Annotated in this window: 24 protein-coding genes; 20 read left to right on the top strand and 4 right to left on the bottom strand. The window is 60.3% G+C overall.

The window, feature by feature from the left end; all coding sequences use genetic code 11:
- The first annotated feature begins 47 nt into the window (after positions 1–47).
- The 3 genes from LC334_RS15230 to LC334_RS15220 all read left to right on the top strand — a co-directional run bounded on the left by LC334_RS15230 (position 48) and on the right by LC334_RS15220 (position 2807).
- Complete coding sequence (locus LC334_RS15230; protein ID WP_085801295.1) at positions 48–974, top strand: endonuclease/exonuclease/phosphatase family protein; 927 nt, start codon at positions 48–50, stop codon at positions 972–974.
- A 119-nt stretch (positions 975–1093) separates the two neighbouring features.
- Positions 1094–1864 carry an aldolase/citrate lyase family protein gene (locus LC334_RS15225; RefSeq protein ID WP_085801294.1) on the top strand — a complete coding sequence of 257 codons (771 nt, stop codon included), beginning with the start codon at positions 1094–1096 and terminating at the stop codon, positions 1862–1864.
- Positions 1857–2807, top strand: a complete 951-nt coding sequence (locus tag LC334_RS15220; RefSeq protein WP_085801293.1) for a glucokinase — start codon at positions 1857–1859, stop codon at positions 2805–2807. Before LC334_RS15225 ends, LC334_RS15220 begins: the two co-directional genes overlap by 8 nt.
- A 25-nt stretch (positions 2808–2832) precedes the next feature.
- Here the strand turns inward: LC334_RS15220 and LC334_RS15215 are convergent, their stop codons facing one another.
- Together LC334_RS15215 and LC334_RS15210 are read right to left on the bottom strand one after the other, a co-directional pair.
- Positions 2833–5535, bottom strand: a complete 2703-nt coding sequence (locus LC334_RS15215) for a DUF6493 family protein (RefSeq protein ID WP_085801292.1) — start codon at positions 5533–5535, stop codon at positions 2833–2835.
- The gene (locus LC334_RS15210; protein WP_085801291.1) at positions 5532–6926 is read right to left on the bottom strand and encodes an SWIM zinc finger family protein; all 1395 of its coding nucleotides are present in this window, start codon (positions 6924–6926) and stop codon (positions 5532–5534) included. The genes LC334_RS15215 and LC334_RS15210 overlap by 4 nt, the downstream gene beginning before the upstream one ends.
- 435 nt (positions 6927–7361) lie before the next feature.
- On the opposite strand from LC334_RS15210, the gene hemP reads away from it, so the two are divergent.
- The 7 genes from hemP (at position 7362) to LC334_RS15175 (ending at position 14129) form a co-directional block, all read left to right on the top strand.
- A complete protein-coding gene (gene hemP, locus LC334_RS15205; protein WP_085801290.1) occupies positions 7362–7559 on the top strand; it encodes a hemin uptake protein HemP in 198 nt (65 codons plus the stop codon).
- A complete protein-coding gene (locus LC334_RS15200; protein ID WP_085801289.1) occupies positions 7556–8032 on the top strand; it encodes a hypothetical protein in 477 nt (158 codons plus the stop codon). The genes hemP and LC334_RS15200 overlap by 4 nt, the downstream gene beginning before the upstream one ends.
- A gap of 29 nt (positions 8033–8061) precedes the next feature.
- Complete coding sequence (locus LC334_RS15195) at positions 8062–9327, top strand: imelysin family protein (protein ID WP_139836446.1); 1266 nt, start codon at positions 8062–8064, stop codon at positions 9325–9327.
- A gap of 69 nt (positions 9328–9396) precedes the next feature.
- On the top strand, positions 9397–10464 hold the full coding sequence (locus tag LC334_RS15190; RefSeq protein WP_223413022.1) for a hypothetical protein: 1068 nt from the start codon (positions 9397–9399) through the stop codon (positions 10462–10464).
- 119 nt (positions 10465–10583) lie between these two features.
- Complete coding sequence (locus LC334_RS15185) at positions 10584–12047, top strand: di-heme oxidoreductase family protein (protein WP_139836455.1); 1464 nt, start codon at positions 10584–10586, stop codon at positions 12045–12047.
- Positions 12047–13054 carry an imelysin family protein gene (locus tag LC334_RS15180; protein ID WP_085801286.1) on the top strand — a complete coding sequence of 336 codons (1008 nt, stop codon included), beginning with the start codon at positions 12047–12049 and terminating at the stop codon, positions 13052–13054. The genes LC334_RS15185 and LC334_RS15180 overlap by 1 nt, the downstream gene beginning before the upstream one ends.
- Before the next feature lies 1 nt (position 13055).
- Positions 13056–14129, top strand: a complete 1074-nt coding sequence (locus LC334_RS15175) for a DUF1513 domain-containing protein (protein WP_085801285.1) — start codon at positions 13056–13058, stop codon at positions 14127–14129.
- Positions 14130–14142: 13 nt separating this feature from the next.
- Here LC334_RS15175 and tldD read toward each other — a convergent pair whose 3' ends face one another.
- A complete protein-coding gene (gene tldD / locus LC334_RS15170; protein ID WP_085801284.1) occupies positions 14143–15564 on the bottom strand; it encodes a metalloprotease TldD in 1422 nt (473 codons plus the stop codon).
- 195 nt (positions 15565–15759) lie between these two features.
- On the opposite strand from tldD, the gene coxB reads away from it, so the two are divergent.
- The 9 genes from coxB (at position 15760) to LC334_RS15125 (ending at position 23234) form a co-directional block, all read left to right on the top strand.
- The gene (gene coxB / locus LC334_RS15165) at positions 15760–16641 is read left to right on the top strand and encodes a cytochrome c oxidase subunit II (protein WP_085801283.1); all 882 of its coding nucleotides are present in this window, start codon (positions 15760–15762) and stop codon (positions 16639–16641) included.
- A gap of 77 nt (positions 16642–16718) precedes the next feature.
- On the top strand, positions 16719–17663 hold the full coding sequence (gene cyoE, locus LC334_RS15160) for a heme o synthase (RefSeq protein ID WP_085801282.1): 945 nt from the start codon (positions 16719–16721) through the stop codon (positions 17661–17663).
- Positions 17660–17821 carry a hypothetical protein gene (locus LC334_RS15155; protein WP_176237722.1) on the top strand — a complete coding sequence of 54 codons (162 nt, stop codon included), beginning with the start codon at positions 17660–17662 and terminating at the stop codon, positions 17819–17821. Before cyoE ends, LC334_RS15155 begins: the two co-directional genes overlap by 4 nt.
- The gene (locus LC334_RS15150; protein ID WP_085801281.1) at positions 17821–18402 is read left to right on the top strand and encodes a cytochrome c oxidase assembly protein; all 582 of its coding nucleotides are present in this window, start codon (positions 17821–17823) and stop codon (positions 18400–18402) included. The genes LC334_RS15155 and LC334_RS15150 overlap by 1 nt, the downstream gene beginning before the upstream one ends.
- A gap of 23 nt (positions 18403–18425) precedes the next feature.
- On the top strand, positions 18426–19238 hold the full coding sequence (locus tag LC334_RS15145) for a cytochrome c oxidase subunit 3 (RefSeq protein ID WP_085801280.1): 813 nt from the start codon (positions 18426–18428) through the stop codon (positions 19236–19238).
- 84 nt (positions 19239–19322) lie between these two features.
- Positions 19323–20006 (top strand): SURF1 family protein, encoded by a 684-nt coding sequence (locus tag LC334_RS15140; RefSeq protein ID WP_085801279.1) that lies wholly within the window; start codon positions 19323–19325, stop codon positions 20004–20006.
- Positions 20003–21391: a threonine synthase gene (gene thrC / locus LC334_RS15135; protein ID WP_085801278.1), complete on the top strand. Its 1389-nt coding sequence runs from the start codon at positions 20003–20005 to the stop codon at positions 21389–21391. Before LC334_RS15140 ends, thrC begins: the two co-directional genes overlap by 4 nt.
- Positions 21388–22650 carry a M16 family metallopeptidase gene (locus LC334_RS15130; protein WP_085801277.1) on the top strand — a complete coding sequence of 421 codons (1263 nt, stop codon included), beginning with the start codon at positions 21388–21390 and terminating at the stop codon, positions 22648–22650. Before thrC ends, LC334_RS15130 begins: the two co-directional genes overlap by 4 nt.
- Complete coding sequence (locus tag LC334_RS15125; RefSeq protein ID WP_176237721.1) at positions 22650–23234, top strand: GNAT family N-acetyltransferase; 585 nt, start codon at positions 22650–22652, stop codon at positions 23232–23234. Before LC334_RS15130 ends, LC334_RS15125 begins: the two co-directional genes overlap by 1 nt.
- A 30-nt stretch (positions 23235–23264) precedes the next feature.
- On the opposite strand, the gene LC334_RS15120 is transcribed toward LC334_RS15125, so the two are convergent.
- On the bottom strand, positions 23265–24083 hold the full coding sequence (locus LC334_RS15120; RefSeq protein WP_085801275.1) for a helix-turn-helix transcriptional regulator: 819 nt from the start codon (positions 24081–24083) through the stop codon (positions 23265–23267).
- Positions 24084–24219: 136 nt separating this feature from the next.
- Between LC334_RS15120 and LC334_RS15115 the strand changes: the two genes are divergently transcribed.
- Positions 24220–25770, top strand: a complete 1551-nt coding sequence (locus LC334_RS15115; protein WP_085801274.1) for an ABC transporter substrate-binding protein — start codon at positions 24220–24222, stop codon at positions 25768–25770.
- The last annotated feature ends 45 nt before the right edge of the window (positions 25771–25815 follow it).

Raw genomic sequence — 25815 nt, 5'->3', positions numbered from 1 at the left:
ACACGGGAATACAAAGATTGACAGACGCCAGAATACCCGAATCTCCCGTGACCTCTTACAAAACGGTACTTAAATCGGTGCTGCGCCGTTTGGCCGTGGGTGTCGCGATCCTCCTGATCGCGTGGGTGCTGCTCGGGTTCAGCGGTCGTTACCTGGCGCTGGGCGATTCAGCGGCGGTGATACGTCCACAGGTAGGGGCCTTCCTGATCCCCTGGGCCGCCCTGCTTTGGGTGATGAAAGCGCGGCGTTTCGCATTCGCGTCTCTGGCAGCGGCGACCCTGGCAATCGGTTCGGTCGCGCCGGGCTTTTTCGCCAACGTAGGCAAGCGCTGCATCGACGATTGCCTTACCATTTATCAGAAGAACCTGCTCAGCCAGGCTTGGCCGCGTCATCAGCTGGCCGATGACATCATCGCCTCGGGTGCTGAAATCGTCACGCTGCAAGAGGTCTCCAGCCACAACCGGCATTACATGGTCAACATTTACGAACATTACGGTTTTTCGGTGATCTGCAAGTTCAGGCCCGGGCAGGATGTTGCTGTACTTACCTCGCTGCCAGTCGTCGAGGGATCGGAATTTTGTCTGCCAGGCACCGGCTTGGCAGGGGTCCAGGTTCAACTGCCGAACGGTAAATCCGCCTGGGCGCTGTCGATCCATTTTCCATGGCCCTTTCCATTTGATCAATACGATCAGAGCCAAATGATTGCCAACAAGATCGCGGGCCTTGAAGGGCCGAAACTGATCGGTGGTGATTTCAACATGGTTCCTTGGGGCGGAAGTATGCACCGTATAAAAGAGGCTTCGGGCACCCGCTATCTTGGCGCTTATCGCAACACTTATGCGCTGGGCAGCCGCTGGCTTCCGCTGCATATCGACAATATTCTGGTGCCGGAGCATTCCACCGGAAGGGCGCGGCTGCGTCCGAATGCGGGCTCGGACCATCGCGGAATTCTGGCCCGATTCACGCTGCCGTAATAACCGGCCATGCGGGCGCCTGATGACCGTCCTGGTGCAGATCGCTCAAACTGGATCATCCGCCCCTGCCTTTTTCTGCAGTACCGGTTTATGCTCAGGTAGACCGAGGAGGATCCGCGATGCCCGCCCCTGAAAACACGTTCAAGTCTGCACTCGCCTCGGGTAAAATGCTCTACGGCTGTTGGACCGGGTTCGCCGACCCCTATGCGACCGAAATACTCGCTACGGCCGGGTTCGATTGGCTGGTCATCGACGGGGAACACGCCCCGAACGACCTGCGCAGCATCATGGCGCAGCTTCAGGTGATGGATGGCAAATCCAGTATGCCAATCGTGCGCCTGCCGATGGGCGAGGCCTGGCTTATCAAACAGGTGCTGGATGTAGGCGCGCAGACCTTGCTGATCCCGATGGTGGAAAGCGCCGCCGAGGCCCGCGATCTGGTGCGCGCCATGCGCTATCCGCCCGAGGGTATCCGCGGCTCGGGCGCAGCATTGGCCCGGGCGTCACGCTTTTCTGACATCCCAGATTATGTCGCAACCGCCAATGATCAGATGTGCCTGTTGGTGCAGGTCGAAACCGTGTCCGGGATAGCAGCGCTGGAGGAGATTGCCCGCGTCGATGGCGTGGATGGCGTCTTTATCGGACCGTCCGATCTGGCCGCTGATATGGGCCATCTGGGCGATAGTTCCCGTCCCGAGGTTCAGGCCGCGATCGAAGACGCTCTTTCAGCTATCCGTGCGGCGGGCAAGGCGCCGGGTATCCTGGCAGTGGATCACGACACCGCGCTTACCTACCGCGATTGGGGGGCGCAGTTCCTGGCCGTGGGGATCGATGTCGTGATGCTGGCGACCGCCGCGCGATCCCTGCGGGAACGCTGGCGCGATGGCTGACAGGTTTCTTCTGGCTGATGTAGGTGGCACCAATACGCGGGTCGGGCTGGGCGGTGCGCAGGGTCTTGATCCTGTCAGCGTCCAGAGCTTTCGCAACGCGGACCATTCCGGCCTCAGCTCGATAGTCGCGACCTATATCGGGCAGTTCCCCGGCCCGGTAACGGCGGTTTGCGCCGGTGTGGCCGGTCCGGTGCGTGACGGGCATGCGCAACTGACCAACGTCGATTGGTTCATCGACGGGCAAGAGCTGAAAGAGGCCACTGGTGCCCGCAGCGTGCATCTGTTCAATGACCTGCAGGTGCAGGGCTATGCGTTGGACGATCTTCCCTCCGATAGCGTGATCTCTCTTTTTAAAGGTGCTGTCGCCCCGGCAGGTGCCACCCGGTTGGTGATGGGCCTTGGCACCGGCTGCAATATTGCGGTGGTGCACCGAACGGCGCAGGGGTTGCGGGTGCCGCCCTCCGAAACCGGTCATACCAGCCTGCCTTACATGGAGGGTGATGCGGGGGCGCTGATCGGACATCTTTCCCAGACCCATTATCACAAACCAATCGAAGCCGCGCTGTCCGGCCCCGGCCTGTCGCGCATCTTTCGGTATCTCTCGGGCGATACACTGCCCGCCGCCGAGATCATTGACTGCCACAGACGCGGTGATATCGATGCCACTGACGCCCTGGCGCTTTTTACCGAGATCCTCGGGGTTGTAGCCGGCAACATCGCGCTGGCGCATCTGCCCATGGGTGGGCTTTATTTCATCGGCGGCACCGCCCGCGCCGTGGCACCATATCTCGCCGCACTTGGATTCCTTGAGCATTTCACGGCCAAAGGCCCCTACACGCCAATCATGCGGGAGATTCCCATCCGGCTGGTGGACGATGATTTCGCTGCTCTGCGAGGCTGCGCGCGATATCTGCTGCAATCTGCGTCCGGACGTCTTGGCTGAAGAACATCAGAACAGGAATTCGGCACTACTGCCCTTTGAGCGCTGCGAGTTTCTTTGAGAACTTGCCGATTTTCCCGCCAGCCCGAACCCCGCTCAACGCACTTAGCAGATCGGGGCAGGTCACCGCGGTGCCTGATGCCACATGAAGCTCGTAGAGAAGCTCCAGAATGCCGCCCAGGTCGCGGGGTGGCTCCGTTGGTGTTGCGGTTAATATGGCACTCAGCGCGTCGCGAATGGCACTCGCGTGATCCGGCGAGAATGTGGTAATTTCCCTGACACGCTTGGTCCACCCGCGCAGGGGCAACCCGGCCTTGAATATGAGTTTTTGCGCCGCGTCGGCAAACTGCGCCGGAGAGAAATTCTGCTGGGCGACAAGCGTGGCAATTGCATCTTGGGTTCGGGCGCCAACCGCGCCGTCGGCTGCCGCAAGATACCAAGCCAACAGTGCGTGCGCCATGACCCCCGGCTGCAATCCCGGGCGGAAAAACGGCTCCAGAAAGGTCAGACAATGATGGTCGGCCAGTATCTGATCGAGATAGAGCTCGAGGATACCCGTTGCGAAAACCAACTCGGAATGCGCAGGTCGCAGAACCGATACCCACCATTCGCAGGGTTTCGACATCCAACTGGGATGGGGGCCGGATATATAAGTCTGTTCGCTTTTCCAGGGAATCCCGAAAGCGATGGCGCCTTCCAGGTCTTTCGAAGGTTCGGGAGAGGTCGTTACAACAGGTGCCGGCCAGAAATATTCATCGCTGCGATGCACGATGGCATCGAATTCAAACGTAATCGGCGTGCCGGCGCCGGCGATCTCTTTCCCGACCAGCGTGTGAATTTGCGGATCGGAGTTGAGGGGCAACCGCGACGACCATGCCACGACCCAGAGTTGCTTATCGTCTTCAGGGGCAAAATCGGCACCCAAAGCGTAGGCCAGTGCGCGCTCGGCCTCGGTTTGCGGCTGCCATATGGCCAGCGCTTTTTCACGGCCTTCCGGCGCCAGGCGCATCAGCGCCAGCTTGAAATCGGCAACGCCGGGTTGCAACGAAAGCGCGCGATACGTTTTCAGCCGGTCGATAAGCCGCGCGGCATCAAGATACCCCCGGTTATCGGTCGGCATCGATAGCATCGGCACCGAATGTCCAGCCCTTGCGAAACCCAGCAATTCTTCGGACCGGGCGAGAAACAGGCCCTCAAAACTATGATCACTGATTTGGATTGGCTGATGCCCGGGATATCGCGGCTCAAGGAAAGGGCGCAGTTCGGTCTTCACATCCGTACCATTCACCCAAGCCAACGCGGTGGCTGAGATTGGCCGCAAAAAGTAGGGTGCGGTGCGGTATCCGTCGTTAGCAATTCGCTTTCTGATCTGCTTCGCGCGCTTGCCGACAGGCGACAACAGAGAATGCGCTGCCGCCCCATATCGCGCAAGACCTGCCATGGCCCGTTCCATCAGAAACGGATCGCGGCCGTCTTCCAGTAGCTCCAGAAACACGGAAACGGCCTCTTCTGCCGACGCAACAGTATTGATCGCCTGCAGTTCTGGGATCGGATAATCCAAACTTGCATCTTGCGGTGTGGCCTGAACGCCCAACATGCTGGAGAGCCGTTTTTGTGTGCCGGGGGCCGCCGTATCGACATACTCCGCGAGCAATGCGCAAATGGCGGGATTTTGCGACTGATTCAGATGTTCAATCAGATCCAACGCCTGTTCCTGTGTTTCTCCGGCTTCTGAAATCAACGCTGCGGTAGCGGTTTTGGCAATCTCAACCGCATGGTCGGGGTGCTTTTTTGCGCAGTTCTTCAAAAGTTGCAGCGCTGCCTTAACGCTGGATTTCTGACGCGCCTGCAACGCGGGTTCGATCGCAGCCAGAAGCGCTTTAGGGGAAAGATCGCCCAGCTTGTCGATGTGCCGGAGCGCTTTCAGGGCAAAGGACATCGTGGGTGGCACCGCGCTACCCAGCAAATGAAGGTAGCGGTCGGTCCGGGCCGCATATTCTTCGGGCGTTGGTGCTAAGGCTGCATGAAATCGTGAATACCAGCTGGCCCGAAACTGCCCGAAGTCGCGTTCGAGCGCATCCAGCGAGGCATCGAGAAGCCGATCCCTGTCCAGCAATCCATCGGCACACAGCTTCAGCAGGACCGTAGACCAGGTATTTTCGCCGCTGGCATATTTATCATGCGACGCAAGACTGAATTCACCGCCGCCTTCCACTTCGAAGAAGCGCCAGACATCTGTTCTCAGGAAGTTTTCATCAACCAGATCGGACGTGAACCTTTGATGTGCATAATATCCCAGTATATATCCGTCGGACTTCGGAATTTGACACAGCCCTTGCTGATGCAACTCCCGAACCGTATCGAACAAACGCGGATTGGCCTCGACCGTCATCTCTGCCCAACGGCCAATCCAGCTGGGTTTCAATGCCTTGAATATCTCTCCAAGAGGAATATCCGATGGCAGGACCCTCCATCCTTCCCTTGCTAATTTCGACGGCATGCCCGTCGCCAGCACAGCGATTTTCAGCGCTTCGCCATCTATTGCAAGCTCCACTGGGATGGGTTTTCTCGCCAGTTGGCTATCCCACAGCGCTTTGCCATATGCCTTGAAGCATCTGTGGGCCGTCTTGGCATAGGCGCGGCGTTCCTTTTCCGGCATTTTTGCCAACTGCTTCATGACTGCGCCTGCGCTATTCGTAGTGATAAGCTTCTGGAATTCCTGTTCGGTCATGTGATCCGTTCCATCGCCATTTCGACAGCCAGGACGTGCTTGCAGGGGCCGCGAGCGGCCTTGTTTTTCATGTACCACGGACAGGTGCAGCTATAGCTGTCGTCGGTCATCCGGACACGGTGAACGACGTTTTCGCTTTCAACATCTGCACTGCCGCCCCCCAGGGTCACCGCGCCATTGTCGACCAGTTTCCGGGCAGCTTTCAGGCGCGGGTTCAACGCAATGACGCGGTCCATGTCGAAGGGCAGTACCCGGTGAAACCAGGCCCCTTGCGCCAGATCGAAGCCAACAAGCCCGAGAGCAGCAAGTTGAGACATGGTGCGTTGCAGCTCATCCGGCGTCTTGCCGGTCGCCTGCGAAAGTGCCGATGGGTCAAGCCTGTCCTGCCAGTTCAAATGCGCCCGCACCGCCGCAATGTCCGCCGCAGGCATCGCCAGATCAGACAGAAGCGCGCCATCGCCGGAAAACCCGCGCCAGGGTTCGGCATTCAGCACCAGAACCAACCGCTGTGTTTCAAAATCCAGGATCCAGGCCGAACTGCCCAGGGTCGCGTTGTGATAGACCTGCAATTCCCGGGCTTTTGCGACAAGCGGTTCTAAGACCCGCAGCCGGTGCCCGCCGCGCAACGGCACGCTGCCCGGCATGGCGCGTGAGGTGGTCCGGACCGCATTTGACGAGGCCGACACCCAGATCTCGTGATCGGATTTTGACCGGGGCAGGGTACGCAGAAATCTCTGTGCAGCCACTCGTGGCAGGGCAAACGCGGGCTGCATGCCCGCCAGATGGACCTGCACATTCCCAAATCCCTTCAGCCACCGAACCGGAAGCGGCACTTTACGCTCCACCACACGCGCGCGCTCATGCGATATCCCGACCGCCTTTGACCCGATTGTGATCTCCATCCGGCTGTCCGGCGTCACCTTCGCAAGTGCCGCCCGCAGCTCCGCGCCGAAATCGACATTGGTGGTGCCGTTGCGGCGATGTGCAACCTCCAGCGCGCCATCCCCGATGTCCAGCCGGATGTAGGCGCTGCAACAGGCCGAGAACCCCTCGAATCGAACCGCTTCCGGACTGACCGTGGCGACCGGATCCGCTTCTCGCAGAATGCGCGCAAGCATGGCGGGCGGCACGTAGAACCGTGAGCCAACAATTTCAGATACGGCGCGCAGGGCGCGGGCCGTGACCTGCGGATCGCGGGTGCAGGCGGTCAGAAACTGGTCGGGCTGCTGCGCGTGCGTGGTTTCGCAAACCAATGACAATTGCTGATTATCTGCTGCGCTGACGAAAGCCGAGCGACCCGTATATTGATACACATGTTCAATCTTCGCCATATGGTAAACGCCCTGCATGCCCTGCTGTACCGCAGTTGCTGAAAGATTGTTGTCAGACATTTCAATAGCTTGCAACCATTGCGGCGACCCGTTGGCAGTTGTTGTGCCAACGCGAAGGATCGGGCCAGGTGATTGCCTGCCTTTGCGATCAGTGCTCTGGCGGCGCTCGCCGCTATGGAATCGGGATATCGTCGGCGCCGTGGCGCATGGATTTCAATTGATATTAAAGCTGACTAAAAAAGTCAAGTTGACATATCAGACTAAATAACTCAGATATAAGATATCAGCCACCCAATGCGTTCGGGCAAGCCAATTTCATGCCAGATATTCGTCGGAGCGGCAGATGCAAACCAGTCAACAAAAGGTCGCGGACACCGCTACTTCCAACGAAGAACGCTCAGAGATTTTCAGTAGGATTTTCCAATCTGATGTTTCGTCTTTCATGCAGCTTGAGTGGCTGCTGGATGCCATCGAACAGCATAATCGGAGAGAGACATGTCTGTGACATTTCCCACGACACTCAAAGGCGTGGATGCGGCTCCGCGTCAGGTTGACGTTTCGACCGATACGACCACCCCTGCCTATTTCGCCAGTGATCTGACGAAAAACGGACAGCTTGCCCATATTTGTCACCACGATCAGATCTACACCTTGCGGATCACCCGCGCAGGCAAGCTGATCTTGACCAAATGAGCACGCAGCAAACATATCGAGGTGGCGCCCCCGTCGGGCATCTGGCCGAACTCGGACCGATTGAAACCGGCGCGGTTCTTTATCTTCGGCTCTGGGCTGACGGTCCCGAGGCGCAAGGCCAGGTCTGGAATGATTTCGCCACGTTGTTGGGGCCCTCATGTGGGCGGGAGGCACTGAAATCGTTCGAAGCGCTATGCGAGCTTTGCGCGCGATACGGTCGCCGCCCGTTGATGCGGCACAGTGTGACCTGCGAATGCGTGGGGGCTGACGAATCCTGTTTTGCCAACCTGATCGGCTACGCCAGTGAGGGCGCGCGCGAAGATGCATTGCTGCTGGCGGCCAACATGGTTCGGCCCGATATGGCCGGCGCGCTGGCGGGGTTGGCAGAAGAATTTGGTATGGCGTTGAAACGCCTGTCGATACGGGCCGGCAAACGCGCTGCAATCCAACCAAACCCGGCACTGTCGCATTAACGAAGGAACACAAATTTATGATATCCCGCATGTTTTCCACCAGCGTTCTGGCGTTGAGTATCGGCTGCGGCGCCACCGCTCTGATCGCTCAACAAGTTGATAAGGCCCGCGTCCTGAATACCTACGCCGACATCGCCGCGGCGAAATACCAGGACAGCCTGATCACGGCGCAGGCGCTGAAAGCCGCGGTCGAGGTGCTGGTGGCGTCGCCCTCTGCCGAGGCATTGCAGGTTGCGCGCGCGGCGTGGCTGGCGGCCCGTGTGCCTTATCAGCAAACCGAGGTCTACCGGTTCGGCAACGCCATTGTCGATGACTGGGAGGGCAGGGTGAATGCCTGGCCGCTGGACGAAGGGCTGATCGATTACGTAGACACTGCCTATGGCGGCCCGTCCGATGAAAACGCCTTTGCGGCACTGAATGTCGTGGCCAATCCACGTTTTGAGCTGTCTGGCAAAGCCGTTGACGCGGCGCAGATTACGCCCGCACTTCTGTCGGATACGCTGCACGAGGCAGACGGGATCGAGGCGAATGTCACCACCGGCTATCACGCTATCGAATTTCTTCTCTGGGGCCAGGATCTGAACGGTCATGCCCCGGGTGCCGGCAATCGCCCCTGGACCGATTTCGCCCAGGATGATGCCTGCACAGGCGGTAACTGCGACCGCCGCGCGGCCTATCTGACGGCGGCAGCAGACTTGCTGGTGTCGGATCTTGAATGGATGACAGCGCAATGGCAGGAAGGGGGCGCCGCCCGCACCCAGCTTATCGCAGACGAAAATGCGGGCATCACCGCCATTCTGACAGGCATGGGATCGCTGTCTTACGGCGAACAAGCAGGCGAGCGTATGCGTCTTGGCCTGATGCTGAACGATCCGGAAGAAGAGCATGATTGCTTTTCCGACAACACCCATAACAGCCATTACTATGACGGGCTTGGCATACAAAACGTTTATCTGGGTGAATACATTCGCGTTGACGGCTCGCTGGTTTCCGGCACGTCATTGTCCGATCTGGTGGCCGCGACCGATGCTAATCTGGATGCCGAGATGCAGAGCAAGCTGTCGGCGACGATGATGGCGCTCGGGCGGATCAAAACGGCGGCCGAGGCCGGGTTTGCCTATGACCAGATGCTTGCAGCGGGCAACAAAGCCGGTGAAGCGCTGGTGATGGGGGGTGTCAACGGGCTGATCGACCAGACGCGCTCGATTGAACGCGTGGTTGCGGCCCTTGGCCTGAACGCCGTCAACATCGAAGGGTCCGACAGCCTCGATGATCCGGGGGCTGTTTTCCAATAATGACCAATATCGCCGCGCCCGGATCACGGGCGCGGTTATCACAACAAGAAAGCGCGCCAGATCGTTCTGATGTCAGCCAGCTATACCAAGACAACGAGAGACGACATGAACATCAAGGAATTCATGGCCAGCGCGATGGCGCTTGGCCTGGCAACAGCCGTGCAGGCTGACGAAGAAGCGAGCAGAGGCCCGTTTTCAGCGGATATTTCGGTGGAGTTGCAAAGCGACTTCACCTACGATTCAACCGATCCGGCGGCTGAGATCGACAACACCTTCGCCACGATCGAGGGCGGGCTGTCCTACGCCTTCAGTGACCGCACGTCGGTGAATGCGACACTGGTTTTTGAGCAGGTTATCGACCCGACAAGCGACAGTTTCCTGGAGGATCACGGGCTATATGCCGAGGAATTATTCCTTGCCCATGATTTTGGGAGGACCGAGGTGGTGCTGGGCAAGTTCAACCCGGCCTTCGGCGTGGCCTGGGATGCAGCACCCGGCATTTATGGTGTTGATTTCGCCGAGGATTACGAGATCGCCGAAAAGCTGGGCGCCGCCGTGATCATTCCCTTTGCTGCTGCTGGTGGGGAGCACGAACTGTCGCTGGCCGTTTTTCAGGCCGACCGGACATTCCTGAGTGATTCAGCCTTTACCGAGCGTGGTCAGAGCAGCCTGCCGGCGGGCGGTGTCTCCAACACCAGCGGTCTTGAGTCTTTCGCGCTTTCGCTTGCGGGCGAATTCGGCGCGACGGCGTACAATCTGGGGGTTCAGCATCAGGCGCGCGGTCGCGGCGATGCGGCGGATCAGACCGGTGTGGTGCTGGGCGCCACCCATGCGGTTGAGGCCGGATCCTTCCCGCTGGAACTCCTGGCCGAGGTCGCCTGGTTCGATGATTTCGATGGCTCCCGCAATTCGGCCACCTACGGCACGCTCGGTATCGCCGCGCCGGTCGGGCCGGTGACGGTGTCCGCCGTCTATTCGGTTCGCGACGTGCAGACCATGCTGACTGACCATCTGGCCACCGTGACGGCCGAGATGGAACTGTTCGAGAATTTCACCGCCGCCATCGGCTATCGCTATGGAGATGAAGGCGGCGAGGAGAGCCATACAGTCGGTACGCTCTTCGCCTATGCATTCTGAGGAGAACCATGATCGTCGGCTACTGTCAGAATACTGCAGATCTCAACCCTCGGGCCGTTATCAGTTGGATGCGGCCCGGTAGTCTGGCAATCTTACTGGCCGTGATCCCCGCAGCGGCTATGCCGGGCCCGCTGGACGAGCCGCATCTGAACATCATTCCCAGAACCGTGAGCGAGCAGGTCCGGATCGACAAAATTCTGTCTCCGCCAGCTGATTTCAGTGTAGCGCAGCCGTTCGAAGAGATGCCCGCCGGTGCCGCTACTGTGCGGGCGCGCGATACGGCCGATGCGTTTTCGCAACCCTCGGCCAACATGCCCTTCGCCGACGAGTTGGACTTCAAGGTGGGCAATGGGCTGTTTCGCAAACTGTGGGTGTCCTCGCCGTCGTCGACACTGGCTTCGGACGGGCTGGGGCCATTGTTCAACGCGCGCTCCTGCCAGCGATGTCATCTGAAAGACGGGCGCGGCCATCCGCCCGAAGGCCCGGATGACAATGCAATTTCGATGTTCCTGCGCGTGTCGATCCCTGGCGGTGACCCAGGTGCGATGGCCGAGATTGCAGATTATATCGCCACCGCGCCGGAGCCGACCTACGGCACCCAGCTTCAGGATTTCAGCCTGCCCGGTCACGCGGCAGAATACCGGCTGCAGATCGAGTATGAGGACGTCACCGTCGCGCTGTCGGATGGCGAGGTCGCGACCTTGCGCCGCCCGACCTATACCGCCGCTGATCTGGGATATGGGCCATTACATGATGAGGCCATGCTCAGCCCCCGCGTCGCGCCGCAGATGATCGGTTTGGGGCTGCTGGAGGCGATCCCGGCAGCGGATATCCTGGCCCATACCGACCCGAATGACGACGATGGCGACGGTATATCGGGCCGAGCCAATATCGTCTGGTCGGCGGAATTCGACATGCCGATGCTGGGCCGGTTCGGGCTCAAGGCCGGGGCGCCCACGGTGCGGCACCAATCCGCCGGGGCATTTGCCGGGGATATCGGCATTTCCAACCCGCTTTTTACCGATCCCTGGGGCGAATGCACGTCAAGGCAATCCGATTGCCGCGCCGCGCCCCACGGCGACCGGGATGATCGCGTTTACGAGATCGACGGCGAAGGGTTGGATCTGGTGACATTCTACAGCCGCAACCTGGCCGTGCCCGCCCGCAGGGACGTGGACGACCGCCAGGTGCTGCGCGGCAAAGAGCTGTTCCACGCCACCGGCTGCGCATCGTGCCATGTACCATCCTACGTGACCCATCGGCTGGAAGATCAGCCCGAGCAGAGCTTCCAGTTGATCTGGCCCTATACCGATCTGCTGCTGCATGACATGGGTGATGGTCTGGCCGATCACCGACCCGAGGCCCGCGCCACCGGGCGCGAATGGCGCACGCCGCCGCTGTGGGGGATCGGGTTGACCGAACAGGTATCGGGACATAGCTATTTTCTGCATGACGGTCGGGCCCGATCGCTTCTTGAGGCGATCCTGTGGCATGGTGGTGAGGCGCAGGCAACGCGCGACGCCGTAATTGACATGCCAGCCGGGGATCGCGCCGCGCTGATCCGGTTTCTGGAGAGCCTGTGATGAGATGGATGCTTGCCGGTCTTGTGGCGATGTGCCTGCCCGTCATGGGCTGGACCGGCGAACGCACGACACTTATCCGGCAGATCGTTGACCAGGAGGTCTTGCCCGGTTTTGCCGCCTTGTCCCGCTCGGGTGCCCGCATGGCGGGCTGGGCCGAACTGTCCTGCGAACATCCGGATTTTCGGTACAATTACGTTGCCGCGTTTTCCGCATGGGCGCGGGTCAGTCATCTGCGCTTTGGCCCGTCGGAAGAAGACAACCTTGCCTTCGCACTGGCCTTTTGGCCTGACCCACGCGGGCAGACGCCAAAATCGCTGCGAAAGCTGCTTGCAACATCGGATACCGACCTTCTGTCGCCAGACAAGTTCGGGGAAATGTCGGTGGCCGCCCGTGGATTTTATGCGCTGGACCTCCTGCTGTTCGATGACACGATACAATCGGCGGGCATGGCGGAATATCACTGCGCGCTTGTTCAGGCGGTGACGCGCGACATTGCCACGACCGCGCAACAGCTGGATGATCGCTGGTCGGCATTTGCACCCAACCTGACGGACCCCGCACCTGACGGCGTTTACCGAACCGAAGACGAGGTTTTGCGAGAGTTGTTCAAAGCCGCCTCCGCCGGGCTTCAGTTCAGCGCGGAGCTGCGCCTTGGTCGCCCCCTCGGGACATTCGAAAACCCGCGCCCGAAACGGGCCGAGGCATGGCGGTCGCGCCTGAGCCTGCATTTGCTGACCGAAGCCGTGCGTGGCAGCGGCACCCTTGCCCTGCGCCTGTCAGCGGGTGATGCGGCATTGTCGGCGCGGCTTGACCGGAAACTGCGGCGCTTCGAGGCCCGCGCCGCCGAGTTGGACGATCCCGTGTTTGCCGGGGTGAGCGCGCCGCAAAGCCGGATACGCATCGAGGCACTGCGCGAGGATCTTGAGGCGATCCGCCGGATCGTTGATCAGGAACTGGGGCCACATCTGGGCGTGTCAGCCGGTTTCAACGCGCTGGACGGTGATTGAGATGCCGTCGCGCCGCATGTTCCTGGCCGGATTGCTGGCGTCGGGGGTGGCGCCCCGGGCCAGTTGGGCGGATGCCGGAAGCCCGGCATATCTCTCGGCCGCGCGCCTGCCGTCGGGCGCCTATGCGCTCTTTGGGCTGAACGCTGGTGGGCAGGTGGTGTTCGAAATACCGCTGCCCGGGCGTGGGCACGCGGCGGCCGCGCATCCAAGCCAGCCGCTGGCGGTGGCGTTTGCCCGTCGCCCCGGCCGGTTTGCACTGGTGATCAATTGCGCTGATGGCACGGTTAAGACACGGCTGGACGCCCCACCGGGGTTTCATTTCTACGGCCACGGCACGTTCACGGCGGACGGGTCGGTTTTATGCACCAGCGAAAACGATTTTAATAACGCAAGGGGAATGATCGGGCTTTGGGATGTGCGCAACGGCTTTGCGCGGCTGGGCGCGATTCCGTCGGGCGGCATTGGCCCGCATGAGCTACGCCTGATGCCCGACGGAGAGACGCTGGTGGTCGCCAATGGCGGCATTGAAACCCATCCAGATGCAGGCCGCCAAAAACTCAACCTGCCGGAGATGCGCCCTAATCTCAGCTATGTCTCGCTGGATGGGGCGACGCTGGACCAACACCAACCGCCGCCTGAATGGCACCAGAACTCGATCCGCCATCTGGCATTGCGCAAGGACGGGCTTGTGGCGATCGCCTGCCAATGGCAGGGCAATCCGACCGATACGCCCCCGCTGCTGGCAACACATCGCCGTGGTCAGAATCTTGCCTTTCATGACCCGGGCACCGACATCTGGCGCGACATGCAAGGGTATCTTGGCAGTGTGTCGTTTTCCGGCTCAGGCGCTGAGATCGCGGTCACCGGGCCACGGGGTGGTGTGGCCCTGATCACCGATGCCAGCGGTCAACCCCAGAGACTGATCGAGCAGCCCGATATCTGCGGCGCCGCGCCGGGCGCATCGGGTTTCGTCTTTACAACGGGGCAGGGACTGGTTCTGGAGGACGCAGGCACATCGCGGCAAATGGCATCCGAGTGGGTGGCCTGGGATAATCACCTGGTGTCGGTGGCATAAGCCTTGCCTGACCCTACGAGGCCGAACCGCCCACGGTCAGCCCGCCGATCATCACCGTAGGCTGGCCGACGCCGACTGGCACCCATTGCCCCTGCTTGCCGCAATTGCCCATCCCGGGATCAAGCGCCATGTCATTGCCAAGCGCGCGGATCTGTTTGAGCGCGGTAGCGCCGTCGCCGATCAGCGTGGCACCTTTCACCGGCGCTCCGACCTTGCCGTTTTCGACGCGGTAGGCCTCGGTACAGGAAAAAACGAATTTGCCGTTGGTGATATCGACCTGACCGCCGCCGAAGCCGACGGCGTAGATGCCGTCCTTCAGATCGGCAACCATGTCCGCCGGTTCGGTATCGCCGCCCAGCATGTAGGTGTTGGTCATGCGTGGCATAGGCGCATGGGCATAGCTTTCGCGGCGCCCGTTGCCGGTGGGCTTCACCCCCATCAGGCGCGCATTCTGCCGGTCCTGCATATAGCCCACGAGGATACCGTCCTCGATCAACACGTTCTTGCCCGAGGGCGTGCCCTCGTCATCAACGGTGATACTGCCGCGCCGATCGTGGATCGTGCCATCATCCAGCACGGTCACACCCCGGGCGGCAATCCGCTGGCCCATGAGGCCGGCGAAAGCCGAGCTGCCCTTGCGGTTGAAATCACCCTCCAGCCCGTGGCCGATGGCCTCGTGCAGCAGGATGCCGGGCCACCCGGGACCAAGCACCACATCCATCACCCCCGCAGGTGCCGGGACGGCATCGAGGTTGACCACGGCAATGCGCAGTGCCTCGCGCGCTTTGGACTGCCAGTCCGACGGATCGAGCAGCCCATCGAGGCCGATGCGCCCGCCGCCGCTGGCGGAACCGGTTTCGCGCCTGCCGTTCTGATCGACAATCACCGAGACGTTTACGCGGGTCATCGGGCGGCTGTCATGGACCTCGGAGCCGTCGGGGCGCAGGATCGTCACTTCCTGATGCGAGGCGGCGATCGAGGCGGAAACCTGCACCACGCGGGGATCGAGATCGCGGGAGAAAGCGTCGATCTGGCGCAAGGTGTCAAGCTTGACAGGAAATTCGGCCCCGGTGATCGGATCGGCATCTGTATAGAGGCGCTTGTTGGTGCGGGCAGGTGCATCGGCGAGGGTGCCGCCGCCATCACCAACCGCAAGGCGGGCGGTCTCGACTGCGCGGGTCAGCGCCGCTTCCGAAATCTCGGAAGAATGAGCATAGCCCGTGACCTCGCCCAGCACGGCGCGTAAACCGAATCCCTCCGAGGCGTCGTAGCTTGCGGTTTTCACCCGGCCATCGTCAAATAGCAGCCCCTCGGCCCGGCGGCGTTCAAGGAAAAGTTCGCCATCCTCGGCGCCGCGTGTGGCCTCGCGCAGCTGTGCCAGCGCGGCCTCACGATCCAGCGTGGTTTCAAAGGGGCGGAAGCTGTCATCGCTCATAAGGGGCTTTCCTACATTGTTGCGGAGCATTTTTTTGATCTAAATCAAGAAAAGCGTCCGTTTGCCGCAATGGTCTTTCTTGTCTCATCTGCCAGAATATGGTTTCTAGCGGCGACGAAACAAAGGGATTCCGATATCTGTGTGGAATTATCCGTACAGATGTGCCGGAGCCGCTTCAACCGATCAGGGTGCAATATGCGACTTACCTCTCAGCTGCTGGCCGCACTGGCCGCCTTTTCCGCCCTCCCTGCCGCGGCGCAGGAAGGCCTTGAAATCATTGGAAAACCGGAAGAAGGTGGGCTTGGATTTCAGCCCGCAGTTACTGAATTGATGCGCGATATTGTGTGGCTGGACAACATGGTGTTGATCATCATCACCGCGATTTCGCTGTTTGTGACCGCGCTTATGGCCTTTGCCATCGTGCGCTTCAACCGCCGCGCCAACCCCGAGCCCGCGAAATTTACCCATAATTCACCGATCGAAGTGGCCTGGACGATCATCCCGATCGTGGTGCTGGTCTTTATTGGCGCTTTTTCCCTGCCGGTTCTGTTCAAGCAGCAGGAAATCCCCGAGGGCGAGATCAACATCAAGGTGACCGGCTACCAGTGGTACTGGGGCTATGAATATACCGACCACGAGTTCGGCTTTGAAAGCTTCCTCATTGGCGAAGGCAAGGTGCTGAATGACGAGGTCGTGGCCGAGCTGGAAGCCGCCGGTTACACCCGCGATGAATTTCTGCTGGCCACGGACACGGCCGTGGTTGTGCCGGTCAACAAGACCGTCGTGATGACCGTGACCGGTGCGGACGTGATCCATGCCTGGACTATTCCCGCCTTCGGTGTGAAGCAGGACGCTGTACCGGGCCGTCTGGCGCAGCTTTGGTTCAAGGCTGAAAAGGAAGGCGTGTATTTCGGTCAGTGTTCCGAGCTTTGCGGCAAGGACCACGCCTACATGCCGATCACCGTCAAGGTGGTCAGCGAAGAAGCCTATGACGCATGGCTGAAGGGCGCGATTGACGAGTATGCCGGCGATCCGTCGACGCTGCCGGATGCGGTCAAGCTGGCCTCGGCTGAATAAAGTGACAGGGGTGGGCTGAAGGCCCGCCCTGCCAATCTGCTGTAGGGTGGGGGTGTCTCCACCATCCGGGGAAATCAATGAGCGACGCGAGCCTCAACAATACGACAGCGCAAACCGGCGACGCCGGTTTTGGCGATTTCTTCGCCCTGTTGAAGCCACGGGTGATGTCTCTGGTCGTGTTCACGGCGCTGGTCGGCCTGCTGGCCGCGCCGGTGGGCGTGCATCCGATTGTCGGTCTGGCCGCGATCTTGTTCATTGCCGTGGGCGGTGGTGCCTCAGGCGCGCTCAACATGTGGTGGGACGCCGATATCGACCGGGTCATGAAACGCACCAAGGGCCGTCCGATCCCCGCGGGTAAAGTAAGCGAGGGTGAAGCCTTTGCCTTTGGCATGACCCTGTCGGTGATGTCCGTGGTGATGCTGGCGCTGGCAACCAACTTCGTGGCTGCTGGCCTGCTGGCCTTTACGATTTTCTTCTATGTCGTGATCTATTCGATGTGGCTGAAGCGCTGGACACCGCAGAATATCGTCATTGGCGGCGCGGCGGGGGCTTTCCCGCCGATGATTGGCTGGGCGGTGGCAACCGGCGGCATCAGCGTCGAAAGCGTGCTGATGTTCACGCTGATCTTCATGTGGACACCGCCGCATTTCTGGGCGCTGTGCCTCTTCATGAAATCCGATTACGAAGAGGCCGGCGTGCCGATGCTGACCGTCACCCATGGCCGCAGATCGACCCGCAAACATATACTGGTCTACACGATCCTTCTTGCACCGATCGCGATTGGTGCAGCGTTTACCAGCATCGGCGGACCGATTTATCTGGCGGTGGCGCTGGTTTTGAACGCCCTTTTCCTGAAAGGTGCCTGGGACATCTGGCGCCGTGATGAGGTGCAGGCCGAGTCCGACAAGTACCGGACCGAAAAGAAGGTCTTTGCGCTGTCGCTCTTCTATCTCTTCGGCCATTTCACCGCGATCCTGCTGCAATCTGTGCTCGCGCCCTACGGTATCGGGGGTTGGGGATGAGCCTGTCGAAGCAGCATGAGATGCACAAACGCCGGTTCAGCCGCAATCTGGGTCTGGGACTGGTGCTTGCCGGATTTGTAGCACTCGTCTTTGGGTTGACCATCGCCAAGGTGTCGAACGAGGATTTCGCGGTGCCCAGCAGTGAGGCGGACGGCTGATGGCGATGGACCCGAAAATCAAGACCGTGACGCGCCTTGTGGGTGTGGTGGTGACGATGGGCGCGCTGGCCTGGGCCTCGGTGCCCTTTTATGACTGGTTCTGCCGCGTCACCGGCTTTGGCGGCACGCCGGGCGTCGCCAGCGCAGGCACCGATACGGTGCTGGACCAGACGATCAAGATACGCTTTGACGCCAGCAAGGAACGCGGCATGCCGTGGGAGTTCAAACCCGTGGTACGCGAAGTCGAAATGCGCATCGGCGAGACCGGGCTGGCCTTCTACGAAGCCTACAACCCGACCGACAAGCCGATTGCGGGGCAGGCAAGCTACAACGTGACGCCTTACGAGGCCGGCGGGTTTTTCACCAAGATCGACTGTTTCTGCTTTACCGAGCAGGTGCTGCAGCCCGGCGAGCGGGTGGAAATGCCGGTCAGCTTCTATGTCGATCCGGAAATCGTCACCGACCGGGACGCGAAATACACCCACACGATCACACTGTCCTATACTTTCTACGAAATCGACCTGCCGCAAGAGCACGCCGCCCTTGCGCAGGACGTCAAAACCGATAAAAACAAGAACTAAGATCGCCTGCGAGGGAACCCAAGATGGCACATGAAAAAAACCACGATTATCACATTCTGAACCCCTCACTCTGGCCGTTCCTGGGTGCGCTCTTCGGGTTCGTGATGCTCTTTGGCGCGGTTCTGTGGATTTCTCCGCGGATCGACAACAACCAGCCTTGGGTGTTCCTGATGGGCTTCGTCGGGGTCTGCTACGTGATGTATGGCTGGTGGGCCGATGTGGTGACCGAAAGCAAGGTGGGCGATCACACACCGGTGGTGCGGATTGGCCTGCGCTACGGCTTCATCATGTTCATCATGTCCGAGATCATGTTCTTCTCGGCCTGGTTCTGGACTTTCTTCAAACACGCCATGTATCCGATGGGTCCGGAAAGCCCGATCAAGGATGCGGTCTGGCCCCCGGTTGGTATCGAGACATTCGACCCGTGGCACCTGCCGCTTATCAACACGTTGATCCTGCTGTGCTCGGGCTGTGCCGCCACTTGGGCGCATCACGCTTTGGTGCATGAAAACAACCGCGAAGACATGAAATGGGGCCTGATCATCGCGATCGCCCTTGGTGCGCTGTTCACGGTCTTTCAGGCCTATGAATACAGCCATGCGGCGTTTGGCTTCTCGGGCAACATTTATGGCGCGTCCTTCTTCATGGCCACCGGCTTCCACGGCGCGCATGTGATCATCGGAACTGTGTTTCTGTTTGTCTGCCTGATGCGGGTCTATCGCGGCCACTTCACCCCCGAGAAACACATCGGCTTCGAGGCCGCCGCCTGGTACTGGCACTTCGTCGACGTGGTCTGGCTGTTCCTCTTCGCCGCGGTCTATATCTGGGGCGGCTGAATGGAGGGGTGAAACCCCATCCTACGTTAAAATCTAAGCGCGCGGAGATCTCGCGCGCTTTTCCTTTTCTGACGGAGCAGGCCCGTGCGCCGCATTCTTATTCCGCTGATATTCGGCCTTGCAGGTGCTGCCATGCTGATCTCGCTGGGGGTCTGGCAGGTGCAGCGGCTGGCCTGGAAGGAAGGTGTGCTGACGGGTATCGAGACACGGATCGCGGCGGAGCCGGTTTTGATGCCGGAGAACCCCAATCCAGACGCCGATCAATACTTGCCGGTCAGGATCACCGGAATGCTGGGCCAGCCGCCGTTGCGTGTTCTGGTCAGCCGGAAACAGATTGGTGCGGGGTACCGTCTGATCACGACGCTCAGCACGGATAAGCGTACGATCCTCGTCGATCTGGGTTTTATCAAGGTGGATCAGCCCATCCCCGCCTTCACCGATGCGCCGGTGACGGTTACCGGCAATCTGAACTGGCCGGATGACCGCAATAGTTCTACACCCGAAAACGATGTTGCGGGGAACATATGGTTCGCGCGCGATGTCGATGAGATGGCAGGGATGCTTGGTGCCGAACCGGTGTTGCTGGTTGTGCGCAACACGTCGGAAACAGACCCTGTCGCGACGCCGTTGCCAGTGGACACGGCCGCCATTCCCAACGATCACTTGAGCTATGCAATCACATGGTTTTCACTGGCTGCGATCTGGCTGGTGATGACCGGATATTTCCTCTGGCGGACCACCCGCAAACCGAAGGACGATGAGACGTGAGATATATCTCGACACGGGGGCAGGCCCCGATCCTCAGTTTCGAAGAGGCGATGCTGACCGGGCTGGCGCGCGATGGCGGGCTTTACCTGCCCGAGATCATTCCCCAGATGAGCCGGGCAGATATCGCGGCACTGGTTGGCGTTTCCTACGAGGAAGCGGCCTATCGGATCATGCAGCCCTATGTCGGTGACACGTTCACCGAAGACGAATTCCGCGCCATCATCGCGCGGGCCTACGCCGGTTTCGGTCACGCCGCCCGCGCGCCGCTCAAGCAGCTCGATAGCGGTCATTTCCTGCTGGAGCTGTTTCACGGCCCAACGCTGGCGTTCAAAGACTTCGCGATGCAGCTCATCGGTCAGCTTTTCGAGGCGTCGCTGAAACGCTCGGGCAAACGTGTCTGCATCGTGGGCGCCACCAGCGGCGATACCGGTAGCGCGGCGATCGAGGCGTTTCGCGGGCTTGAAGCCGTGGACGTGTTCATCCTCTATCCGCATGGTCGCGTCAGCGAGGTCCAGCGCCGCCAGATGTCGACACCGTCGGAAGACAATGTACACGCCATCGCGCTTGACGGGCATTTTGACGACTGCCAGGCGCGAGTCAAAGACATGTTCAACGATTTCGAGTTTCGCGATGCCGTCGGGCTTGCCGGCGTCAACTCGATCAACTGGGCGCGGGTGCTGGCGCAGGTGGTCTATTACTTCACCTCCGCGGTCAGTCTGGGTGCGCCGCATCGCAAGGTCAGCTTCACCGTGCCCACCGGCAATTTCGGCGATATCTTCGCGGGCTACATCGCCAAACGTATGGGCCTGCCCATCGATCGGCTGGTGGTGGCCACGAACCAGAACGACATCCTGCATCGCTGCCTCAGCACATCGGAGTATAAACCCGATGGCGTGATCCCCTCGATCAGCCCGTCGATGGACATTCAGGTGAGTTCCAATTTCGAACGCGCGCTTTTCGAGGCTTACGACCGCGACGGGGCCGCCGTCAGCCAGTTGATGGAGGAGCTTGGGGCAGGGGCCTTCAATGTTTCGCAAGGCGCGTTGCAGGCGCTGCGCGAAAACTATGACAGCGGGCGGTGCGACGAGGATGAAACCCGTGCCACGATCCGCGACGCCTATACGCGCACCGGAGAGTTGCTGTGCCCCCACGGCGCCGTTGGCGTCAAGGTGGCGGAAGAGCAGCGCGATGCGGCCACGCCGATGATCACGCTTGCCACGGCGCATCCGGCCAAGTTCCCTGACGCAGTGGAAACGGCCAGCGGCCTCCATCCCCCCTTGCCGCCTGCCATGTCGGACCTGTATGAGCGAGAGGAACGGATTACCCGGGTTGCGAATGATTTGGGGGCCATTGAGACACTTATCAGGGAACGGACCGGGAATTGACCGTCAACCTTACGACACTTTCAAACGGGTTTCGCATCGTCACCGAACATATGCCCGGGCTGCAATCAGCCTCGATCGGCATCTGGGTGCTGGCCGGCGCGCGCCACGAAGAGGTGGCCCAGAACGGCATCGCGCATTTTCTGGAGCACATGGCCTTCAAGGGGACCAAGCGGCGCAGCGCGTTGCAGATTGCCGAAGAGATCGAGGATGTTGGCGGTTACATCAACGCTTATACAAGTCGCGAGGTAACCGCCTATTACGCCCGCGTGTTGCAGAACGATGTGCCGCTGGCGCTCGATGTGATTGCGGATATCCTGCGCAACCCGGTCTTTGATGCAAACGAGATCGAGATCGAACGCGGCGTGATCCTGCAGGAGATCGGCCAGGCGCTCGATACGCCCGACGATATCATTTTCGACTGGCTGCAGGAGAAAGCCTACCCAGATCACCCGCTGGGCCGCACCATTCTGGGCCCCGAGGAACGGGTGAGGGCGTTCTCGCGCGCCGATCTGGAGGGCTTTGTCGGGCAGTATTACCGACCCGGTCAGATGATTCTGTCGGCAGCCGGGGCGGTGGATCACGCGACACTGGTCAAGGCCGCCGAGGCGCTTTTCGGCGACATGGCCGCGACGCCCACGATCCAGGCGGCCGAGGCACGGTTTTCGGGTGGCGAAAGCCGCCATGTGAAACAGCTGGAACAGGCGCATTTCGCCCTGGCCTTTGAAAGCCCTAATTATTGCGACCCGGCAATCTATACGGCGCAGATCTATGCCAGCGCGCTTGGCGGCTCCATGTCGTCGCGCCTGTTTCAGGAAGTGCGCGAGAAACGCGGGCTCTGCTATACGATCTACGCCCAGGCGGGGGCCTATGCCGATACTGGGATGACCACGATTTATGCGGGCACGTCTGCTGAACAGATGACCGATCTGGCGCATATCACCGTGGACGAGATGAAGCGCGCTGCCGGAGATCTGAGCGCGGTTGAGGTTGAACGCGCCCGCGCCCAGATGAAGGCGGGGCTGCTGATGGGGCTGGAAAGCCCCTCGAACCGGGCGGAACGGTTGTCGCGGATGCTGCAGATCTGGGGCAGGGTGCCCGGTCTGGATGAGGTCGTGGCCAATATCGACGCGGTGACGCTTGCGGATGTCCGGACACTGGCGGAACAGCTTGCCAGCAAGGCCCCGGCGGCGATGGCGCTCTATGGTCCGGTTGAGGCCGCGCCGACACTGGAGGCATTGCAGGAAAGGCGCGCTGCCTGATGTTCATGCCCCGCCGGAAGCTCAAGATCGAAACCGAACGCATGACATTGCGCCAACCGATCCTGAGCGACTTCCGGGCGTGGAGCACTCTACGCGAACAATCCTCCACCTTCCTCACCCCGTGGGAGCCGGTCTGGGCCAGCGATCACCTGTCGCGCAAGGGGTTCACCAACCGGGTTTACTGGGCGCAACGCTCCATCGGCAACGGCTCGGCGGTGCCGCTGTTTCTTGTACGGCGCAGCGATCAGAACCTGCTGGGGGCGATCACCCTCGACAATATCCGGCGCGGCCCGTCGCAGGCGGGTACGCTGGGTTATTGGGTGGGCGAAGCCTATGCAAGGCAGGGCTATATGCAGGAAGCAATCCGGAGCGTCGTGCATTACGCCTATGAACGGCTTGATCTAAGCCGGGTCGAAGCGGCCTGCTTGCCCGAAAACAAGGCCTCGCGCGCGCTTTTGGAAAAATGCGGTTTCAAGTACGAGGGCGTGGCCCAGAGCTATCTTCAGATCAACGGCCGCTGGCGCACCCATGTCCTCTACGCCGCCCTTAGGCTCGACCGGCGCGGCAAGACCGACGCAGGCTAAGGCCGGTCATCGCGCCGTTTCGGGGTTTCTTCAAATCCGCGGAAACAGGATCAACTCGCCTTCCCGTCGGGAATTGTCCGTACCTTCAAGGATGATGTCGGGGACCGTCTCAACGCTTTGATCCACGATCCCGCAGGTTTTCAGCGCCCGCCGCAGATCGGGTTTCTTTCCCAGATACTGCCAGACACCTCGAATGCAACTGATATCGTGGCGGGCTTCGGTTTCCACGCACATGCACAAACCTGAAAGGTAATTGGGTGTCTCCTGTTCCGAACAATACAGCATCATCGCCCAGATGCTGCGCCCGCTGCCAACCTCGCGTTCAAAGATGGTGATGCGCTGAAACGCTTCCATTGCAACGCCGAGATACTTGACGCGAGAGGGCACAAAGAACGCCTCGTCCAGTTTTCGGTCAATGGTTTTGGTCAGCCAGGCATCGTTTTCACGATAAAGATGCACGAGGGTGCGCAGCAGAATGTTCCGCGCCGGTTCGGGCGCGAAATAGGCGTGGTAATATCCGGCGTGCCGCTCCATCAGTTCATGGTTGGTCTCAGAGCTCTGGGTGAGGTTGGCAAGCACCGCCTCGTAATGGGTCCGTTTTACGCCCAGCTTCGGCGGGCGCAGCCGGACGATGGCCTTGAACGCGTCATGTGGTAGCAGGATTTCATGATCGTCGACGCCGAAGAAGTCGCAGATTTTGCGCAATGTCGCCAGCGATGGTTGCGCGTGGCCATTGAGGTATTTATTGAACTGCTGGCGATTGAAACCGGCCCGCCGACAGATGTCTGACGTGGATTTCCCATAGCTGCACAATAGGCGCAGGTTTTCGTGGATATGCTCCGATGACATGGTTTTTTATGCCACTTTATGCTAATTGCAGTCAACAAGCGCAATTTCTGAGGCGTGTTTTCAATGTTCAATTGCGGCGCGACCCCCTAGCGTTCCCGGTAATCAAAATCGAAAACCATTCAGCCGGGAGAAAATCATGTTCCATTCGAAGATTGGTAAGTTATCCAAATCATACCAGCGGGCGGCGCGGACGGTCGCTGTCGCAAGCTGTGTCTGGGCGACGGGTCTTGTGGGGGCGTCCGCCGAAACACTGCGCATCGCGGTGCCATCCGACCCGGGGTATCTTGATCCGGCCTATTGGGGATCGACCGTTGATCAGTTCCTGATCGACAATCTTTATCCACGCCTTGCCAAATATGCGCCCGGTGACGAATGGACAATCGAACTCGACGCGGCGAAATCGGTTGACCTGAGCGACCCACAGCATATCAAATTCGAGCTGAAGCCCGGGATCATGTGGACCGGTGGCTATGGCGAACTGACCGCCGAGGATGTGGAGTTTTCGCTGGAGCGGCACCTGGATCCCGATCTGGAATCGGGTGTTGTGACCGAATTCGAGCTGCTGGAAGATGTCGAAGTGACCGGAACCTATACCGGCATCATCCATCTCAGCGAGCCGTCGACGACTTTCTGGACGTCCACTCTCGTCTATACCAGTGGCGCGATCATCTCGAAGAAAGCGGCCGAGGAAGCCGGTGGTTATTTCGAAGCCACACCGGTTGCCACCACGGGGCCATACAAGTTGGGCACATTCGAGCCGGGCAACAAGCTGGTGCTCGAGCTGAACCCCGACTGGACTGGCGAGCCGGTGGATTTCGACCAGATCGTGCTGTTGCCGATTGGCGACGAGAACGCGGCGGAACTGGCCTTTGCCGCAGGTGAGATCGACTATACCCGCTCCTCCGCCGGGAACTACGATACGCTGGTGGCAAACCCACCCGAGGGTGCCGTGGTCAAGCTGGCGCAGACCATTGATCCGCTCTTTCTGGGGATCAGCCAGACAAACGAAAAACTGTCTGACATCAAGGTACGCAGGGCGATCCAGCTGGCGCTGGATATCCCCACTGTCATTCAGGCCACAACCAGCGGCTACGGCAAACAGGCGACGGGCTTTGTGGCCGAAGGTCTGGTCGGCCATCGCGATGGCGAGGCGCTGACGCGCGATCTCGACAAGGCGCGTGACCTGCTGGCGGAGGCCGGTGCCGAAGGGCTGACCGTGCGGCTTGACTATGTCAACAATACCGAGCGCGACACCGCCGCCCAGATCATGCAGGCCAACCTGGCCGAGGCCGGCATCACGCTGGAACTCAATGGTCAGGATGAAGGGACGTTCTGGAGCCTCGATGAAATCCGCGCCGCCGATCTTCAGCTGCACCTGAAAGCCTGGACCGGCAATCCCGACGGCTACTATACGATGCAGTATTTCGTCGAAGACCAGATCGGATACTGGAACTGGGAAGGCTATGCCAGCGACGATTATGTGGCGCTGCTGCACGAGGCCCGGATCACCGTCGATGATACGGCGCGCGGTGAGATCTACAAGAAGATGCAGGCCATGCTCGAGGATAGCGGCAGCTTTGTCTTTGTCTCGCAGGAGCCGACGGTGATCCTGCATCGCGATACGCTTGAGCCCGGTATCCTGCCCGATGGCCGTCCGGTATTCCACGCGTTTCGCAAGGTGAAGTAACCGCGAAACCCTTGACCGGGCGCGGCGCAATCTCCCCCTGCGCCC

It is taken from the genome of Roseovarius aestuarii, from assembly GCF_019966515.1.
GTDB classification, from domain to species: domain Bacteria; phylum Pseudomonadota; class Alphaproteobacteria; order Rhodobacterales; family Rhodobacteraceae; genus Roseovarius; species Roseovarius aestuarii.
This window is presented reverse-complemented; position numbering and strand designations above follow the sequence as displayed.